This window comes from Flavobacterium sp. DSR3-2, from assembly GCF_049896525.1.
GTDB lineage: Bacteria > Bacteroidota > Bacteroidia > Flavobacteriales > Flavobacteriaceae > Flavobacterium.
The window spans coordinates 23,472-40,173 of record NZ_JAFCUM010000005.1 but is presented as its reverse complement, the minus strand read 5'-3'; the positions used below and the strand labels follow the sequence as shown (position 1 = coordinate 40,173).

Sequence of the window (16,702 nt, the reverse complement as noted above, 5' to 3'; positions counted from 1 at the left end):
GATTACTTAGATTTTTTTAAAACGATTCGATTAGAAGACTGCAAAAAGTCTAATAATTGAAGAAGTCTATCCAGCTATTGTGTTACTGTTTGAATGAAAATATCATTGACACTTGGAATTTTTTCGACAAAATGCGTTACCTGACCGCGTTGTGTAAGAATATTTAATAATTCATTTGGCGTCGAATTTCCGAGTTGGATTTCCAGTTTTAATTCGTTGTTCAATGATTTAAAATTAGCGGGACCAACAGTGAATTTTTGTTTAATGGAGTACATCAAACCTTCTACATTCTCAGATAAAATACCAACTTCAAAACTGTTAGTTTTAAATTGTCTTTTTACATCATCCAGTTTTCCTTCAATCAGCTTATTGGATTTGTGAATTAACGCAATATGGTCACATAATTCTTCTACGCTTTCCATGCGGTGAGTGGAGAAAATTATGGTTGCTCCTTCTTCTCTTAACGCTAGAATTTCATCTTTTATAATATTGGCATTTACGGGGTCAAAACCAGAAAAAGGTTCATCAAAAATCAATAGTTTTGGCTTATGCAGAACGCAAACCACAAACTGAATTTTCTGCGCCATTCCTTTAGAAAGTTCTTGAATTTTCTTGTCCCACCAGCCTTGAATTTCTAATCTTTCAAACCAATATTCCAATTGTTTTTTGGCTTCAGCCTTAGAAAGTCCTTTCATTTGAGCCAAATACAAGCATTGTTCTCCCACTTTCATCGTGTTGTACAATCCCCTTTCTTCCGGCAAATATCCTATATATTGAATGTGTTTGGGTTGCAGTTTTTCACCATCCAAAATAATTTCGCCACGATCCGGCAATGTAATTTGATTTATAATTCGGATAAGTGATGTTTTACCGGCCCCATTTGGACCTAAAAGTCCGTAGATACTCCCTTTTGGAACCGTTAATGAAACCTCGTTAAGCGCAACATAATCACCGTATTGCTTGACAACTTTATTCACTTCAAGAATGTTACTCATGCTTATTTTTTAATTGGTGTAAAAGTAAATAATTAGTACCGAAATACTTAGAATAGTTTCAGATATGTAGCATTTAATTTTTAGCGATCGTGTATGATATCGCCTTATATTTATTGGTATTTGTTTGCAACTAACAAATTACTATTGGCGATTTCATAAAAAACCCATCCTTATTTTAACAAGGATGGGGTATATACTTTAAAGAGCATCGATAAATTATATCGCTACTTTTTATTATGAAAACATATCTTTTACTTTCTCAAAAAATGATTTATCTGATTTTTCAGGATTTGGAATAAAATTTTCGTCGGTAAGATTTTTTTCGAAAAACTGTTTTTGATCTTTATTCAATGTTTTTGGAGTCCAAACATTTACATGCACCAATAAATCTCCGTTTCCGTAACCATTGATGCTCGGAATTCCTTTTCCTTTTAATCTTAAGATTTTACCAGATTGAATTCCTTCTTCCAGTTTGATTCTGACTTTTCCGTTTATAGCTTCAATATCTTTAGAAATACCAAGAACAGCTTCAGCAAAACTGATGTATAAATCATAATGCAAATTCTCCCCTTCGCGTTTCAAGAACTCATGCTCCAATTCCTCAATAGCAACAATTAAATCTCCCGGAATACTATTTCCTGGAGCATCATTTCCTTTATTAGAAACTTTCAATTGCATTCCGTCCACCACTCCCGCGGGTATTTTTATTGAAACAGTTTCATCTTCAAGAATCATTCCTTGTGAATCTGCTTCTGTTGGTTTTTTATCTAAAATTTGACCCGAACCACTACATGTCGGACATGTTGAAGCCGATTGCATTCGACCCAGAATTGTATTTGTAACGCGCATCACTTGTCCCTGACCATTACATGTAGAACACGTTTTGTAACTAACGCCAGGAGCTTGAACTTTACGTTTAACTTTTACTTTTTTCTCTACACCATTGGCAATTTCTTCCAATGTTAATTTTACTTTGATACGTAGGTTACTCCCTTTAGCACGACGAACTCCGCCGCCTCCGCCTCCGCCGAAACCACCAAAACCGCCTCCGAAAATATCACCAAACTGACTAAAAATGTCATCCATATTCATTCCGCCTTGACCACCTCCGCCGAAACCGCCAGAACCATCAAAAGCTTGATGACCATATTGATCGTACTTTGCTTTTTTCTGAGGATCGCTTAATACTTCGTAAGCTTCAGCAGCTAATTTAAACTTATCCTCTGCTGATTTATCTCCAGGATTTTTGTCAGGATGAAATTGTAGTGCGCTTTTTCGGTATGCTTTTTTAATTTCTGCAGCATCAGCATTTTTTGAAATGCCTAATATTTCGTAAAAATCTTTTTTCATTTTTATTTTTTCTTTTGTTGAGTCGCACTAATGTGCATAGCTGCGCATAATGTAAAGACTTAATAAACCTTGGCTCTACTACTGCCCTAATACAACTTTTGGAAAACGAATGATTTTGTCACCTAACTTGTATCCTTTTTCAAGAACGTCAACAATTTTACCTTTCATTTCGTCTGATGGTGCAGGTATTTGAGTAATTGCTTCAGCAAAATCAGCATCAAAAGCGTCTCCTGGGTTTACCTCAACTTGCTCTAATCCTTTAGCAACTAAAGTATTTTTTAATTTTTCATGAATAAGTTCCACTCCTTTTAAAAGCAATTCATCTTCTGATTTACTTATTTCAACAATGGCTCTGTCAAAATCATCCAATACTGGTAACATCGCTAATAAAACCTCTTGGTTTGCTGTTTTGAACAACTCAATACGCTCTTTGGTAGTTCTGCGTTTGTAATTTTCGAATTCAGCAAATAATCGTAAATATTTATCTTTCTCTTTGGCTAAGTCTTGCGTCAATTGCTCTTCTACACTTAATTCCTCAATAATCATTTGCTCCCCATTCGCATTATTTTCTAATGTCGTCTCATCTAATTCTTGATCGATTTCTGTATTTTCAGTAGTCATATTACTAGTATTTTTAAAAATATTCTTAAACTTCATTTTTATTCTTTTCTATTGATTGCAAAAGTACTGCCAATTCTTTTTAAATGTCAAATTGTCATCTTTTTATTGATTTCATTTTTCTTTTCGCTATTACTTCTGAGTACTTAAAATTTTAAGATTATTTTAAGATTATCTTGCCATTCTTTATTTAGTTTTGTTAACAAATTTTTTTTAGAAATGTTTTCAAAAGTAAAAAACTTGAGATTATATTCTGAACAATTATTAATTCACCTTTACTTTATATTAAGAAAAGCTTCGTTTTAACCAACGAAGCTTTTCTTATATATTCAAATTAAGAGTTTAACAAGGCTTGTTTTAAATTTTCAAAATCCAATGTAAGCTGTTCACCCGTAGTTAGATTTTTGAGCGAAAACATATTCAATTCCATTTCTTGTTTCCCAGCAATTACCGCAAAAGGAATTCCACGTATATCCGCATGTTGAAACTGCTTTGCCACTTTAGCATTATCAGGATAAAATTCTACTTTTATATCTGAATTTCTTAATTCTTTTATCGCTTTCATCGCGTAAAAAGCTTCACTTTCACCATAATTGATAAACAATGCTTTTGAAGTTTCCGTTACAGTTTCCGGAAATAAATTCAATTCTTCGACTACCAAATAGATTCGGTCTAATCCAAAAGAAATACCTACGCCGCTCATGTTTTTCAATCCAAAAATTCCCGTCAAATCATCATATCTTCCACCACCACCGATGGAACCCATTGAAACAGATTTTGGCGGAGCCACTTCAAAAATAGCGCCTGTGTAGTAATTCAACCCTCTTGCTAAGGTTACATCCAAGTCCAGAATTGCGGTTGACAAACCAAGTTGTGTTACATTATCACAGATAAAACGCAGTTCCTCGACCCCTTTCATTCCGTCGTTAGACTCAGCAAGCAAAACTGAAAGCTGGTTTATTTTCTCCGAAATGGTTCCCGTGAAATGAAATAACGGTTGTACTTTCAGAATCGCTTCCTCCGAAATTCCTTTCTCCATCATTTCTTTCTTCACGCCGTCCTCGCCTATTTTGTCGAGTTTGTCCAACGCTACCGTGAAATCGATTAATTTATCCGATGCACCAATTACTTCAGCAATTCCGGATAATATTTTTCGGTTATTGATTTTGATAATTACTCCCTCTAAACCCAAAGCTGAAAAAACACTGTCATATAATTGTACTAATTCTACTTCCTGCCACAATGATTTAGAACCTACCACATCCGCGTCACATTGAAAAAACTCTCTGAAACGTCCTTTTTGCGGGCGATCCGCTCTCCAAACCGGTTGGATTTGGTATCTTTTAAATGGAAATTCAATATCGTTTTGGTGTTGTACCACATAACGGGCAAACGGAACGGTTAAGTCATACCGCAAGGCTTTTTCGGAAATACTTGACGTTAATTTAGTACTGTCTCTGTTTTCTAAATGAGTTGCGTTGGCTTTCGCCAAATAATCTCCAGAATTTAATATTTTAAAAATCAAACGATCGCCTTCTTCCCCGTACTTCCCCATTAAGGTTTCGGAGTTTTCAAATGAAGGTGTTTCTATAGGTTGGAATCCGAATTTCTCGAAGTTGCTTTTTATGATTTGGATGATATAGTGCCGTTTTGCCACCTCAGTTGGTGAAAAATCTCTGGTTCCTTTTGGGATGCTCGGTTTTGATGCCATGGTGTAAATATTGGATATTAAATTTAAGATTTTGGAAGTGTTGAAAAAATTCCTAATTCTAATTCTTTGCAAATATCTTATTTTTAAAATTATTCTGTTTACAAATTTTAGCATTTTATTACCCAATGCTTAGCCCGGATTAAAGTGTAAATACGGCAGCAAAAAATACTATTGTTTTCTTGCCTGAAAGAGCGACCGCAGGAAGCTCCTTTTGGGCAATTGAAAACAAATTATTTTTTGTTGCAGGATTGTAACGGAAAGCTGGAAAAAGCTTCAAAAACAAAACGGTCAAATTAAATTAATTTTTAGACTTAGAAGATTTGTAACAAAATTTGTATTTTCGTGTCAAACTTACATGATGTTAAAATTATTCAAAGAAAATATTCGGATTGCATTCGGTTCTATCAGAACGCAATTGTTACGAACGGTTCTTACGGTGATGATTATCGCTATTGGAATCACGGCATTAGTTAGTATTCTTACGGTTGTTTCAGCGCTGGAAAACACAATTTCCGCCGATTTTGCATCGATGGGGGCCAATACCTTCAACCTAAAACAGTATGAAAATACTACAAGACGACAGGGAAGAGACGAACGAGAAATAATCAATCCTATTATTTCATATCCTGAAGCCGTGGCTTTCAAGAATAAATACAGTTATCCATTTACGGAAACTTCTCTTTCTTTTACGGCAACATCAGCTGCGGAAGTAAAATTCGAATCTTCAAAAACAGATCCAGAAAACTCAATCGTGGGTGTCGACGAATTTTTCATGACTAATTCCGGACTGGAAACGAGTGCCGGCCGTAATTTTACAGGATTTGACATTGATAACAATGCGTACGTGTGTGTTGTAGGTTCTGATTTTGAGAAAGGACTGCTAAAAGACGTGAATCCTATTGATAAGATAATTTCAATTAGAGGCGCTAAGTTTAGGGTTATTGGAGTATTAAAAGAGAAAGGATCAACTTTTGGAAACAGTCAGGATTTACGAGTTTTGATTCCAATTCAATTAGCCCGTTCCATATTTACAGCGCCAAATATCAATTACACTGTGAGCGTTATGGTTAGCAAAAAAGAATTACTGGATCAAGCCATTGACAACGCAAACAGCACGATGCGCAGAGTTCGAAAACTAAGTCCGGTGGAAGACAATAATTTTGGGATAGTCCGTAGCGATGACTTGATTAATAGAATTTTGGGAATTACACAATATCTCGGATTAGCATCGTGGCTGATAGGAATTATCACCGTTCTGGGGTCTTCTATTGCTTTGATGAATATTATGATTGTTTCGGTTACGGAACGCACCAGAGAAATTGGGGTCAGAAAAGCATTAGGAGCCAAAAAAACGACCATTGCGATTCAGTTTTTTATAGAAACAATGCTGATTGGTCAATTTGGTGGATTAGTGGGAATCATTTTCGGAATTCTAATTGGATATGGCATTGCAACTGCAATGGATTTTGCATTCGTAATTCCGTGGGGCGCTATCATGGCAGCATTCATCACCAGTTTCATTGTAGCCATCGCTTCAGGATTGTATCCCGCTATCAAAGCCGCTGTACTGGATCCTATTGAAGCGTTGCGATACGAATAGTAATCAGCGGTAAACTTCATCGTGGGGACGAAACAATCAAAAGCAGTATTTTCTGAAAAAGGATTTGGGCGTGACCCTATTAAAAAAAGGGGCTGACTAATCACATAGACTAATTGCCCCTTTTCTTAATAAGGTCGGGTCATACGCGTTACAAGGTAACTTGCTCCTACCCCTCACGCAAACTACGTACAACCAGAACTTTTGCATAAAACAACCAATGTTAAATGCGATTTCGTTTCTGGAAATTACAACTGATCATTCGGTCATTTCCGTAAATATCTTTTCGTAATTCGATGTTTTTGAAGTTCATTCCTTCAAGTAAATCAATCATTTCCTTGCCTAAATACTGATTGATTTCAAAGTACAGCGTACCATTTTCGGATAGGTTTTTCTGGGCCAATTTGGCTATTTTTTTATAAAAAATCAACGCGTCATTGTCTTCTACAAAAAGTGCCAAATGCGGTTCATTATCCAAAACATTTTTCTTGATTTCCTCCTTTTCTAAATTACGAACATAAGGCGGATTAGAGACGATAATATCAAATTGTCGCTGTAAATCTTCCGTTTTGAGAATGTTTTGATTGAAAAAAGTAACATTAACAGAATTATTTTCTGCGCTTTTATTGGCTGTAGCCAGCGCTTTTTCAGAAACATCGATGGCAAAAACTTGAGCATTTAAAATATTTTTTGCCAATGAAATAGCGATGCAACCACTTCCCGTTCCAATATCTAAGATACTGATCTTTTGACTTTCGTCTTTTGGTTTTTGACTTTCAACAATCCATTCGACCAATTCTTCCGTTTCGGGTCTTGGAATCAAAACGTCTTCATTGACTTCAAAATCCAATCCATAAAAACTGGTTTTTCCTAAAAGATATTGTATCGGAATTTCCTTTTTTAATTGTTCCAAAATAGAATTCCAAACAACAGTTTCCACTTCCAAAAAAACCAAATCGGGACGCAACGCCAAGTCGATTCTTTTCAATTGATTTTTTTCTTCTAAAATCAAATAGAAAAAACTCTCGGCTTCTACTGCATCGTACAGTGGCGTAAGCGCGTCAATAAATTGAGTTCTGTATTCTTTTATTTTCATTTTCTCTGTCAATCGTTTCTAAAGAATTAACACTCGCAACTCATTATTCAAAACTTACAAATCTTTCAACATCCAAACCGGACAACTAACGTGACCAGTGCTTCCCATGGGTGCAGCAATATTTTCAAAACCTGTTTTTTTGTATAATTTTTGTGCGTTGAGCATAAATGGCATGGTTTCCAAATAGCATTTTTCGAAACCAAAATTCTTAGCGCTTTGCAAGCAAACTTCCATCATTTCAGTTCCAATTCCCATTCCTCGAGTTTCAGGCAGAAAATACATTTTTTGGAGTTCGCAGATGGTCTCCGCTTCATTTGCAAGTGGAGCAATTCCTGCAGCACCAACAATCTTACCATTGTTCTCGACCACGTAATATACTGATTTTGGTTTATTGTATTCTTCATACATGAAGTCCAAATATAGGTCCTCGTAAGCCGTCCCCACTTTGGGAATATCCATTTCATCAAAAACTGCACGTATCAATTGTGCAACTTCTTGATTGTCTTCTTTATTTATTTTTCTGATACTGTAATTTTCCATTTTTTCAAAATCTTGATATACCTGCAAAAATAGAAATTGTTTGCTATTATTTTGAAAAGTTTTAAAACAAATCTTGAGGTTTCAGGACTAATCCCAAAATTACTACTTTTGTGTGGTGAAAATACATGAAAAATACATAAAACGATGCATTGAATTAGCCAAAAATGGCTTAGGAACAACGTACCCAAATCCTTTGGTAGGCAGTGTGATTGTGCATGAAGGCAAGATTATTGGCGAAGGATGGCATCAAAAAGCAGGAGAACCGCACGCAGAAGTAAACGCTGTAAATTCCGTCAAAGATAAATCTTTGCTAAAAAAAGCGACAATTTACGTCAGTCTGGAACCTTGCAGTCATTTTGGCAAAACGCCACCGTGTTGCAATTTAATAATCAAAAATAAAATTCCAAATGTGGTTATTGGAACTGTAGATCCAAATGTAAAAGTGGCCGGAAGCGGAATAAAAAAACTTTTAGAAGCTGGCATTCATGTCACGGTTGGTATACTTGAAGCGGAATGCAACGAACTTAACAAACGATTCTTTACATTCCACGAAAAGAAAAGACCCTATATCATCTTGAAATGGGCTGAAAGCCTAGATGGTTTTATTGCGCCTATTGAAAAATCAGAAAAGAAACCCGTTTGGATTACCAATGCGTATTCAAGGCAATTAGTTCACAAATGGCGCACTGAAGAGCAAGCTATTCTGGTGGGAACACAAACAGTCATTGATGATAATCCTATACTAAATGCACGCGATTATTATGGAAACAATCCGATTCGAGTGGTTTTAGACCAAAATAATCGAATTCCAAAAAATAGCCATATTCTTGATAATCAAGTTAAAACTATCCTATTTTCCGGATATAAAACTTCTCTTGAAAAAGAAAATAGTATCTTTGAAATAATCGATTTTGAAAAAAACATTGGAGAGCAAATCGTTCAATCATTGACTAAAAATCAAATTCAATCCATTATTATTGAAGGTGGAAGACAAACTTTACAAACTTTTATCGATGCCAATCTTTGGGATGAAGCACGAATATTTGTTGGAGACATCCAATTTAAAAATGGAATCAAAGCGCCCATTCTTGCTAAAAAACAGTTCGAGAAACATTGCATTGCGGCAGACGAACTTATAATTTTTAGAAACCATGATTAATACTATTATTTTTGATTTTGGAGATATTTTTATCAATTTAGATAAGCAAGCCACTATTACTTCTTTTGAAAAATTAGGCTTAAAGGAATGGAATGACGATTTAGACCAACTGAATTTACAGTTTGAAACAGGTAAGGTTTCCCGTGAAAATTTTCTTTTTGGTATTCAAGAACATATTCCGAATGCCAGCATAAAAGAGATTTTGGCAGCTTGGAATGCCACCTTGCTTGACTTCCCGCTATATCGATTGGAATTCTTGCAGATGCTTTCCCAAAAATACCGCATGTTTCTCTTATCCAATACAGATGCCATTCATATTGAAACTTTTGAACAAGCGAGTGGTGTTTCATTTTACAGAGATTTTTATCAATGTTTCGAAAAAGTTTATTTCTCATTTGAGCTCGGCCTGAGAAAACCAAACCCTGAAATTTTCAATCATTTGATAAGCAACCATGAATTAGCACCCAAACGAACGTTATTTATAGATGACAAAAAAGAAAATACAGATGCCGCATTCGCTATGGGATTTGAAGTTTGGAATTTAGAAGTCGGGAAAGAAGATATTATTCATTTATTGGACAAAAAAATAATTTGACAGCAGCAACTCATCGACCAAACTACAATAACATTTCAACTCTCTTTTCTAATTCAATTTGAAAGACACTTACTACACTATTGAGATTCCCTCAGACGAATTGCTGTTCAAAGAAAAAAACAGTAAATTCTTTGGTTATGCCTATCCTATTCATTCGGAGGAAGAAGTAAAACCGCTGATCGATATTTTGCGAAAGCAACATCCCAACGCAGGCCATTTCTGTTATGCTTATCAAATAGGAACTGATGCTTTTACATATCGTGCAAATGATGACGGAGAACCCAGTAATAGTGCCGGAATGCCTATTTACGGACAAATCCAATCCTTTTCAGTAACAAATGTTTTATTAGTTGTAGTTAGGGTTTTTGGAGGCGTAAAACTAGGCGTTGGCGGATTGATTTCTGCCTACAAAATGACTACGAAGATGGTTCTTGAAAGATGTGAAATTGTTGAAAAAACAATTGATATTCATTTTACCATCACTTTTGATTACCAAAACATGAACAAAGTAATGCGAGTAATTAAGGAAAAAAAGTTGGAAATGGTATCCCAAAAAATGGAGATAAATGAAATTACCACCCTTCCTATTGGAAAAATCGAACTAAAAACACGAAAAAAAAATGCCGAAATGGTATTCGACATTTTCAACTCGATGTTTGAAATTAAAATAAACCGACTATAATTTCGCTATGAAATTGCTTCTTTTGTGATTTATTCCATTGTTTTTAACAATTCTAAAATATAATCCGGCGGAGCTGTTGGACGACCTGTTTTTAGGGACACAAAAACCAAAATAAACTGGGCAGTTGTTAATAACTCATCAGATTCATTGTAAATCGCACAATCAAATTCTATCTTGACGGAACTCTGACTTTTAAAAGTGGTGTGAACCGTAAGCAACTCATCATACCGAGCTGATTTTTTATAATTTACATTCATCGAAACGATGGGAAGCGCTATGCCACTTTCCTCCATGTTTTTATACGAGATCCCTTTGTTTCTAAGCCATTCAACCCTTCCTATTTCAAAATATGGAATATAATTCCCATGGTATACAACCCCCATTTGGTCGGTTTCTGAGTAACGAACTCTAACTTCTATTTGATGATCTTTCATTTATTATGTATTAAAATTTAAAATTTAAACAACGCCTTACAACAATAATTTGTGAAATTATTACCCTATATATTTTTTTTTATAAAAATTTGTTCACATATTTGTTACCCCGATAATCAATTACAAAACTCCTTTTTTTTAGTAAGATAACAATTACCAATTAAAAACAATTTAACAGAATATATGAACAAAACTGCTCAATCAGTATGGGAAAACTGTTTGTCTTTCATAAAAGACAACATCCAAGACCAAGCGTACAAAACTTGGTTCGAACCAATCAAATCAGTTGAACTTACCGATAACGCATTATATATTCAAGTTCCTAGCAAATTTTTCTATGAATGGTTAGAAGAGCATTATGTGAAATTACTAAAAGTGGCCCTGACGAAAGAACTTGGAAAAAACGCTAAGTTACTTTATAAAATCAGAATGGAAAATACCTATGGCAATAAACAACCGTTTACGGAGCAGTTGCCAAGCGCGAATAGAGTTCCTATGAAGCCACAAGAAGTTAATGCTCCATTTAAAAACTTAAACCCGGAATTAAAAAATCCATTTGTAATCCCCGGCATTCGAAATTTAAAAATTGAATCCCAATTAAATGCAAATTATAGTTTTGATAATTTTTTGGAAGGAGATTCCAACAGATTAGCACGTTCTGCAGGTATGGCTGTTGCCAATAAACCGGGTGGAACCTCATTTAATCCTTTGTTGATTTTTGGCGGAGTTGGTCTTGGAAAAACACACCTGGCACATGCTATTGGTGTAGAAATAAAAGACAAATACCCTGAAAAAACAGTTTTATACATTTCAGCAGAAATTTTTACACAACAATATATCGACTCGGTTAAGAAAAACAACCGAAATGATTTCATCCATTTCTATCAATTAATTGACGTTTTAATTATTGACGACGTACAATTCCTTTCCGGTAAATCAGGAACTCAGGATGTGTTTTTCCATATTTTTAATTACTTACATCAAAACGGCAAACAAGTGATCTTGACTTCGGATAAGGCGCCAGTAGACATGCAAGATATTGAGCAACGTTTACTTTCCCGTTTTAAATGGGGATTGTCTGCGGAATTGCACCAACCGGATTATGAAACCAGAATTTCAATCCTGAAAAACATATTGTACAGAGACGGTGTAGAAATTCCGGAAGAAATCATCGAATATGTTGCCCGCAATATAAAATCGAATGTCCGAGAATTAGAAGGAGCTATTATTTCCTTAATTGCACAATCATCTTTTAATAAAAAAGAAGTTACGCTGGAGCTTGCGAAAAGTGTTGTTGAAAAATTTGTAAAAAATGTAAAAAGAGAAATTTCGATCGATTACATTCAAAAGATTGTTTCGGATTATTTCCAATTAGACTTAGAAACCTTGCAATCCAAAACAAGAAAAAGACACGTGGTTCAAGCCAGACAATTAGCCATGTTTTTCGCCAAGAAATTTACTAAAGCTTCTTTAGCAAATATTGGTTCCCAAATTGGAGATCGCGATCACGCAACCGTTTTACACGCTTGTAAAACCGTTGACAATTTAGTGGCTACCGACAAACAATTCAAGAAATTTGTGGAAGATATCAATAAAAAATTAACGTTGTAAACCCATCATGTCCGTAAAAATTTTAATGGTTTGTTTAGGAAATATTTGCCGTTCCCCACTAGCCGAAGGGATTTTGGCTGCAAAACTTCCTAAAGACAAATTTACAGTTGATTCTGCAGGAACCGGATCTTGGCACATTGGTCACGCGCCAGACGATCGCTCTATTGCTATTGCAAAAAAAAATAAAGTAAACATTTCTCAGCAAAAAGGACGACAATTCAGCGCAACTGATTTTGATGCCTTTGATTACATTTACGTAATGGATAATTCCAACTACAAAAATGTAACTGAACTTGCCCAAAACCAGAACCAAGTAGAAAAAGTCCAGCTAATTTTAAATGAATTGTTTCCAAATGAAAATGTAGATGTTCCAGATCCTTATTTTGGTTTACCAAATGGATTCGAAATTGTTTACAACATGCTGGATGAAGTGTGTGATGAAATTGCTAAAAAGCTATTAGAGAAACACCCGTAATTTTTTCTGCAAAAAATTACAGTAAGCTCATTGATAAATTACGCACCTACTCAACAATATTAAACCATTAGCAGATTTCACTTTAGAAACATAAATATTACTTATGGAATCAAACTCTGTTTTAGGAAAACTCTATTTAATCCCCACCACAATGGGCGATTGTGACCCTATGGATGTTTTACCGCAAACTATAAAAAGAAGCATTGCGCTCATTGATTATTACATTGTTGAAAACGACAAAACAGCTCGTAAATCCATAAAAGAAGTAAATCCTGAGAAGAAACAATCCGAGTTAAAACTTTTTGTTTTAAATAAACACACTGAAATTAAAGAACATTTAGACTTTATAAAACCTTTACTAGAAGGTCACAACATGGGTTTAATGAGCGAAGCTGGCTGTCCCGGCGTTGCGGATCCTGGAGCAGTAATCGTAAAGTTAGCCCACGAAAAAGGAATTCAGGTTATTCCTTTGGTAGGCCCTTCCTCCATTCTTTTGGCCATGATGGCATCAGGAATGAATGGACAAAGTTTCACCTTTCATGGCTATTTACCCATTGAAAAAGACGAAAAGAAAGCCAGTTTTAAAACCCTAGAAAGAGTTTCTTTCGAAAAAAATCAGTCTCAGATTTTTATTGAAACGCCATATCGCAATAACAAATTACTGGAAGATTTGGTACAAACGCTGCATCCTGAAACACATTTATGCATCGCAACGGATATCACTTTGCCTACAGAATATATCAAAACCAAAAAAATTTCTGCTTGGAAAAAAGAAACAATAGATTTACATAAACGCCCAACCATTTTTATAATCCACAAAATGTAATTTTATAACTACATTTAAATTAATTTAATATGTTTACCTTATCAATTAGCTAAACAATTAAACCAATTAAAATGAAAGTAAATAAAAGAGACCTTAAAATATTTACATTGGGAATTTTCAGCCTTTTTATATTCCAGTCCATCTATGATTGGAAACAAATTAAAAAAGATATAATTAGCGGCTGGAATACAGGCTATCGCGCTGAATAATAATTTCCATTCAAAAAGTAGTTTTAAATTACAAGAAGAAAGAAAAATACTTTTTTATCCGATTAAAAATTTTAGCGAGCCACTAAAGCTTCAGTTTATTATACTAAGCTATTACAATACTTGTTTACGATTAAAAGTGCTTTAAATTTAATAATGAAAAATCTTTATTCATTAATTATATTATAAAAAACGCGCTATTAATCTCAAGTAACCCGCTAAAAACTATACTAATATTGATTAAATCCAATTATAAAAAGCTATTTTTATAATTGGATTTAATCAATATTTTTTATGAGTAAACTACCAAATATCAGCACGAGTATTTTTACGGTTATGTCTAAAATGGCAGCTGAATATAATGCCATCAATCTTTCACAAGGTTTTCCAAACTTTCCCGTTGACGAAAGATTAACTGATATTGTTGCTAATCTGGCGAAAGAAAATGTGCATCAATATACGCCAATGTCAGGCTACATGCCGTTATTATTAAAAATAGCAACACTAATCAACAACTCCTATGGAAGAACTGTTCAGCCTGAAACGGAATTGTTGATTACCGCCGGAGCAACACAAGCCATTTTCACTACCATAACAGCTTTGGTAAAAAACAATGACGAAGTGATTATCTTAGATCCAAGTTATGATTGCTACGAAGCGCCCGTATTATTATGCAACGCAAATCCGGTTCGAGTGTCGCTGAACGATGATTACACTCCAAATTGGAAAATTATCGAAAAAGCGTGTACGTCAAAAACTAAAATGATTATCATTAATAATCCGCACAATCCAACGGGGAAAATTTTAACGGAATCAGATTTTGAATCATTAGAAATCCTGTTGGAAAAATATCCTGACATTATTCTTCTTTCTGATGAAGTGTACGAATACATTACTTTCGAAGAAAAACATATTTCAGCTCATACCCGAAAGAAATTATTGAATCGTTGTGTAATGGTTTCTTCTTTCGGAAAATCATTTCATGTAACAGGTTGGAAAATTGGTTATTTAACAGCGCCGGAATATTTGATGAAAGAAATCAAAAAAGTACATCAGTTTTTAGTTTTCAGTGTAAATAGTATTTGTCAAGTTGCCATTAGTGAGTATTTAGATATTGTTTCTGTAGTTGAAATTGGGAAATTATATCAGGAAAAACGGGATTACTTTAAACAATTATTAAAAGGTAGTCGCTTTAAACTTATGCCTTGCGAAGGAACTTATTTTCAGGTGGTTTCTTATGCAGCTATTTCAAATGAGAACGATGTTGATTTCTGCAAACACCTTGTTATTCAACATGGTGTTGCTGCCATTCCTATTTCTACTTTTTATGCCGATGGAAAAGACCTGAAACTAATTCGCTTTTGTTTTGCCAAAGATAATGCAACGTTGGAAGAGGCAGCAAAAAGATTGTGTGCGATTTAAAATCGGAAATGAAATTTATTTTATTATGCATGCATACTATTTAATTTTATTATATTTACAATAAAAAAATATCACAAATATGAGTTATACAGATAAAATGTTACGCGACGATGCCCTAAAAGGCAAAGTTATTGTTGTAACCGGAGGCGGAAGCGGTTTAGGAAAAGCAATGACTAAATATTTCCTGGAATTGGGTGCGCAAGTTGCCATCACTTCCAGAGATTTAGAAAAACTAAAAAATACCGCTACAGAACTGGAAACAGAAACAGGTGGAACTTGTCTTCCAATTCAATGTGATGTGCGTCATTATGAAGAGGTTGAAAATATGCTGCAAGAAGTTTTGAAAGCCTTTGGCAAAGTAGATGTTTTACTTAATAATGCTGCCGGAAATTTCATTTCTCCAACGGAACGATTATCTGCGAATGCTTTTGATACTGTAATTGATATAGTTTTAAAAGGGACCAAAAACTGTACCCTTGCTTTTGGAAAACATTGGATTGACACGAAACAAAAATCATCTACCATCTTAAATATCGTTACGACATACGCTTGGACAGGTTCTGCTTATGTAGTACCTAGCGCAACTGCAAAAGCTGGAGTTTTGGCCATGACAAGAAGTCTTGCGGTGGAATGGGCAAAATACGGAATTCGTTCTAATGCGATTGCTCCAGGACCATTCCCTACTAAAGGCGCATGGGACAGATTATTACCAGGTGATTTGGCAGAAAAATTTGATATGGCTAAAAAAGTGCCATTAAAACGCGTAGGAGATCATCAGGAATTAGCCAATTTAGCGGCGTATTTAGTTTCTGATTTTTCAGCTTATGTAAACGGTGAAGTGGTTGTAATTGATGGAGGCGAATGGCTCAAAGGAGCCGGACAATTTAATATTCTGGAAGCAATTCCCGAAGAACTTTGGGATCAGTTGGAAATGATGATCAAAGCAAAGAAAAATAAATAAAAGTTGATGTAAAATAAACCATTAAGAAATAAAGAAAAATTAAGAATTGACGCTTAATAAACCTTTATTTCTTAATCGTTTAATTTTTATTGTTTTCCAAAGCTATTAAAATTTCACTTTTCAGCAAGCCGCTTCCACCACCATAATGCTGCACAATAACTATATTTGGATTTTGTTTTTTAAAAAAAGCGCATAATTCAACTTCGCTTTTCTCCTGAATTCCGGAACCCAACAACACAACGGAAAAGTTTTTATTTCGAAAAACTTCCTTCGCTTCCTCTTCTTTCATAACGCCTACCCCATTCCAATTCTCATTTGCATTTATTAATCGGATTACAGTTTCCAGAATTTCAAAATGTCCTCCGATGTATAATATATCTATGGTTTTCATCATTCCATTTTTGAAAAACACAAACCTCAAAAA

At 34.7% G+C, this 16,702-nt stretch carries 18 protein-coding genes; 10 read left to right on the top strand and 8 right to left on the bottom strand.

Translation table 11 applies throughout. The annotated features are described in order from the left end of the window. Nucleotides 1-74: 74 nt before the first annotated feature. From ACP7AV_RS08240 to hisS, 4 genes are all read right to left on the bottom strand, one after another. A complete protein-coding gene (locus ACP7AV_RS08240; protein WP_426091538.1) occupies nucleotides 75-995 on the bottom strand; it encodes an ABC transporter ATP-binding protein in 921 nt (306 codons plus the stop codon). A 234-nt stretch (nucleotides 996-1,229) separates the two neighbouring features. Further along, nucleotides 1,230-2,345, bottom strand: coding sequence for a molecular chaperone DnaJ (dnaJ, locus tag ACP7AV_RS08235; RefSeq protein WP_091204032.1), 1,116 nt, complete (start codon nucleotides 2,343-2,345; stop codon nucleotides 1,230-1,232). Nucleotides 2,346-2,423: 78 nt separating this feature from the next. Beyond that, complete coding sequence (locus ACP7AV_RS08230) at nucleotides 2,424-3,002, bottom strand: nucleotide exchange factor GrpE (RefSeq protein ID WP_426091537.1); 579 nt, start codon at nucleotides 3,000-3,002, stop codon at nucleotides 2,424-2,426. Nucleotides 3,003-3,297: 295 nt separating this feature from the next. Beyond that, nucleotides 3,298-4,674, bottom strand: coding sequence for a histidine--tRNA ligase (gene hisS, locus ACP7AV_RS08225; RefSeq protein ID WP_426091536.1), 1,377 nt, complete (start codon nucleotides 4,672-4,674; stop codon nucleotides 3,298-3,300). Nucleotides 4,675-5,029: 355 nt separating this feature from the next. Between hisS and ACP7AV_RS08220 the strand changes: the two genes are divergently transcribed. Next, nucleotides 5,030-6,274, top strand: a complete 1,245-nt coding sequence (locus ACP7AV_RS08220) for an ABC transporter permease (RefSeq protein WP_167547430.1) — start codon at nucleotides 5,030-5,032, stop codon at nucleotides 6,272-6,274. A 220-nt stretch (nucleotides 6,275-6,494) separates the two neighbouring features. Here ACP7AV_RS08220 and prmC read toward each other — a convergent pair whose 3' ends face one another. Together prmC and ACP7AV_RS08210 are read right to left on the bottom strand one after the other, a co-directional pair. After that, nucleotides 6,495-7,367: a peptide chain release factor N(5)-glutamine methyltransferase gene (gene prmC / locus ACP7AV_RS08215; protein ID WP_426091535.1), complete on the bottom strand. Its 873-nt coding sequence runs from the start codon at nucleotides 7,365-7,367 to the stop codon at nucleotides 6,495-6,497. 54 nt (nucleotides 7,368-7,421) lie between these two features. Then, nucleotides 7,422-7,907 (bottom strand): GNAT family N-acetyltransferase, encoded by a 486-nt coding sequence (locus ACP7AV_RS08210; protein WP_426064364.1) that lies wholly within the window; start codon nucleotides 7,905-7,907, stop codon nucleotides 7,422-7,424. Nucleotides 7,908-8,022: 115 nt separating this feature from the next. On the opposite strand from ACP7AV_RS08210, the gene ribD reads away from it, so the two are divergent. The 3 genes from ribD to ACP7AV_RS08195 are packed head-to-tail and all read left to right on the top strand — an operon-like array spanning nucleotide 8,023 to nucleotide 10,343. Then, entirely contained in the window at nucleotides 8,023-9,066 is a 1,044-nt protein-coding gene (ribD, locus tag ACP7AV_RS08205) for a bifunctional diaminohydroxyphosphoribosylaminopyrimidine deaminase/5-amino-6-(5-phosphoribosylamino)uracil reductase RibD (protein WP_426091651.1), read from the top strand. After that, nucleotides 9,059-9,661, top strand: coding sequence for an HAD family hydrolase (locus tag ACP7AV_RS08200; protein ID WP_426091534.1), 603 nt, complete (start codon nucleotides 9,059-9,061; stop codon nucleotides 9,659-9,661). Before ribD ends, ACP7AV_RS08200 begins: the two co-directional genes overlap by 8 nt. Before the next feature lie 58 nt (nucleotides 9,662-9,719). Beyond that, nucleotides 9,720-10,343 (top strand): IMPACT family protein, encoded by a 624-nt coding sequence (locus tag ACP7AV_RS08195; RefSeq protein WP_426091533.1) that lies wholly within the window; start codon nucleotides 9,720-9,722, stop codon nucleotides 10,341-10,343. Nucleotides 10,344-10,372: 29 nt separating this feature from the next. On the opposite strand, the gene ACP7AV_RS08190 is transcribed toward ACP7AV_RS08195, so the two are convergent. Next, entirely contained in the window at nucleotides 10,373-10,777 is a 405-nt protein-coding gene (locus tag ACP7AV_RS08190; RefSeq protein ID WP_426091532.1) for an acyl-CoA thioesterase, read from the bottom strand. 183 nt (nucleotides 10,778-10,960) lie between these two features. Here ACP7AV_RS08190 and dnaA point away from each other — a divergent pair, with 183 nt between their 5' ends. From dnaA to ACP7AV_RS08160, 6 genes are all read left to right on the top strand, one after another. Then, nucleotides 10,961-12,388 carry a chromosomal replication initiator protein DnaA gene (gene dnaA / locus ACP7AV_RS08185; RefSeq protein WP_426091531.1) on the top strand — a complete coding sequence of 476 codons (1,428 nt, stop codon included), beginning with the start codon at nucleotides 10,961-10,963 and terminating at the stop codon, nucleotides 12,386-12,388. A gap of 7 nt (nucleotides 12,389-12,395) precedes the next feature. Continuing rightward, entirely contained in the window at nucleotides 12,396-12,863 is a 468-nt protein-coding gene (locus ACP7AV_RS08180) for a low molecular weight protein-tyrosine-phosphatase (protein WP_426091530.1), read from the top strand. A 103-nt stretch (nucleotides 12,864-12,966) separates the two neighbouring features. Further along, nucleotides 12,967-13,689 (top strand): SAM-dependent methyltransferase, encoded by a 723-nt coding sequence (locus ACP7AV_RS08175; RefSeq protein WP_426064369.1) that lies wholly within the window; start codon nucleotides 12,967-12,969, stop codon nucleotides 13,687-13,689. A gap of 71 nt (nucleotides 13,690-13,760) precedes the next feature. Continuing rightward, nucleotides 13,761-13,898, top strand: coding sequence for a hypothetical protein (locus ACP7AV_RS08170; RefSeq protein WP_426091529.1), 138 nt, complete (start codon nucleotides 13,761-13,763; stop codon nucleotides 13,896-13,898). Nucleotides 13,899-14,189: 291 nt separating this feature from the next. Then, nucleotides 14,190-15,317: a methionine aminotransferase gene (locus tag ACP7AV_RS08165; protein WP_426091528.1), complete on the top strand. Its 1,128-nt coding sequence runs from the start codon at nucleotides 14,190-14,192 to the stop codon at nucleotides 15,315-15,317. A 79-nt stretch (nucleotides 15,318-15,396) separates the two neighbouring features. After that, on the top strand, nucleotides 15,397-16,278 hold the full coding sequence (locus ACP7AV_RS08160; RefSeq protein WP_039110037.1) for an SDR family oxidoreductase: 882 nt from the start codon (nucleotides 15,397-15,399) through the stop codon (nucleotides 16,276-16,278). A 79-nt stretch (nucleotides 16,279-16,357) separates the two neighbouring features. Here the strand turns inward: ACP7AV_RS08160 and ACP7AV_RS08155 are convergent, their stop codons facing one another. Further along, entirely contained in the window at nucleotides 16,358-16,672 is a 315-nt protein-coding gene (locus ACP7AV_RS08155) for a hypothetical protein (protein WP_426091527.1), read from the bottom strand. Nucleotides 16,673-16,702: the final 30 nt, after the last annotated feature.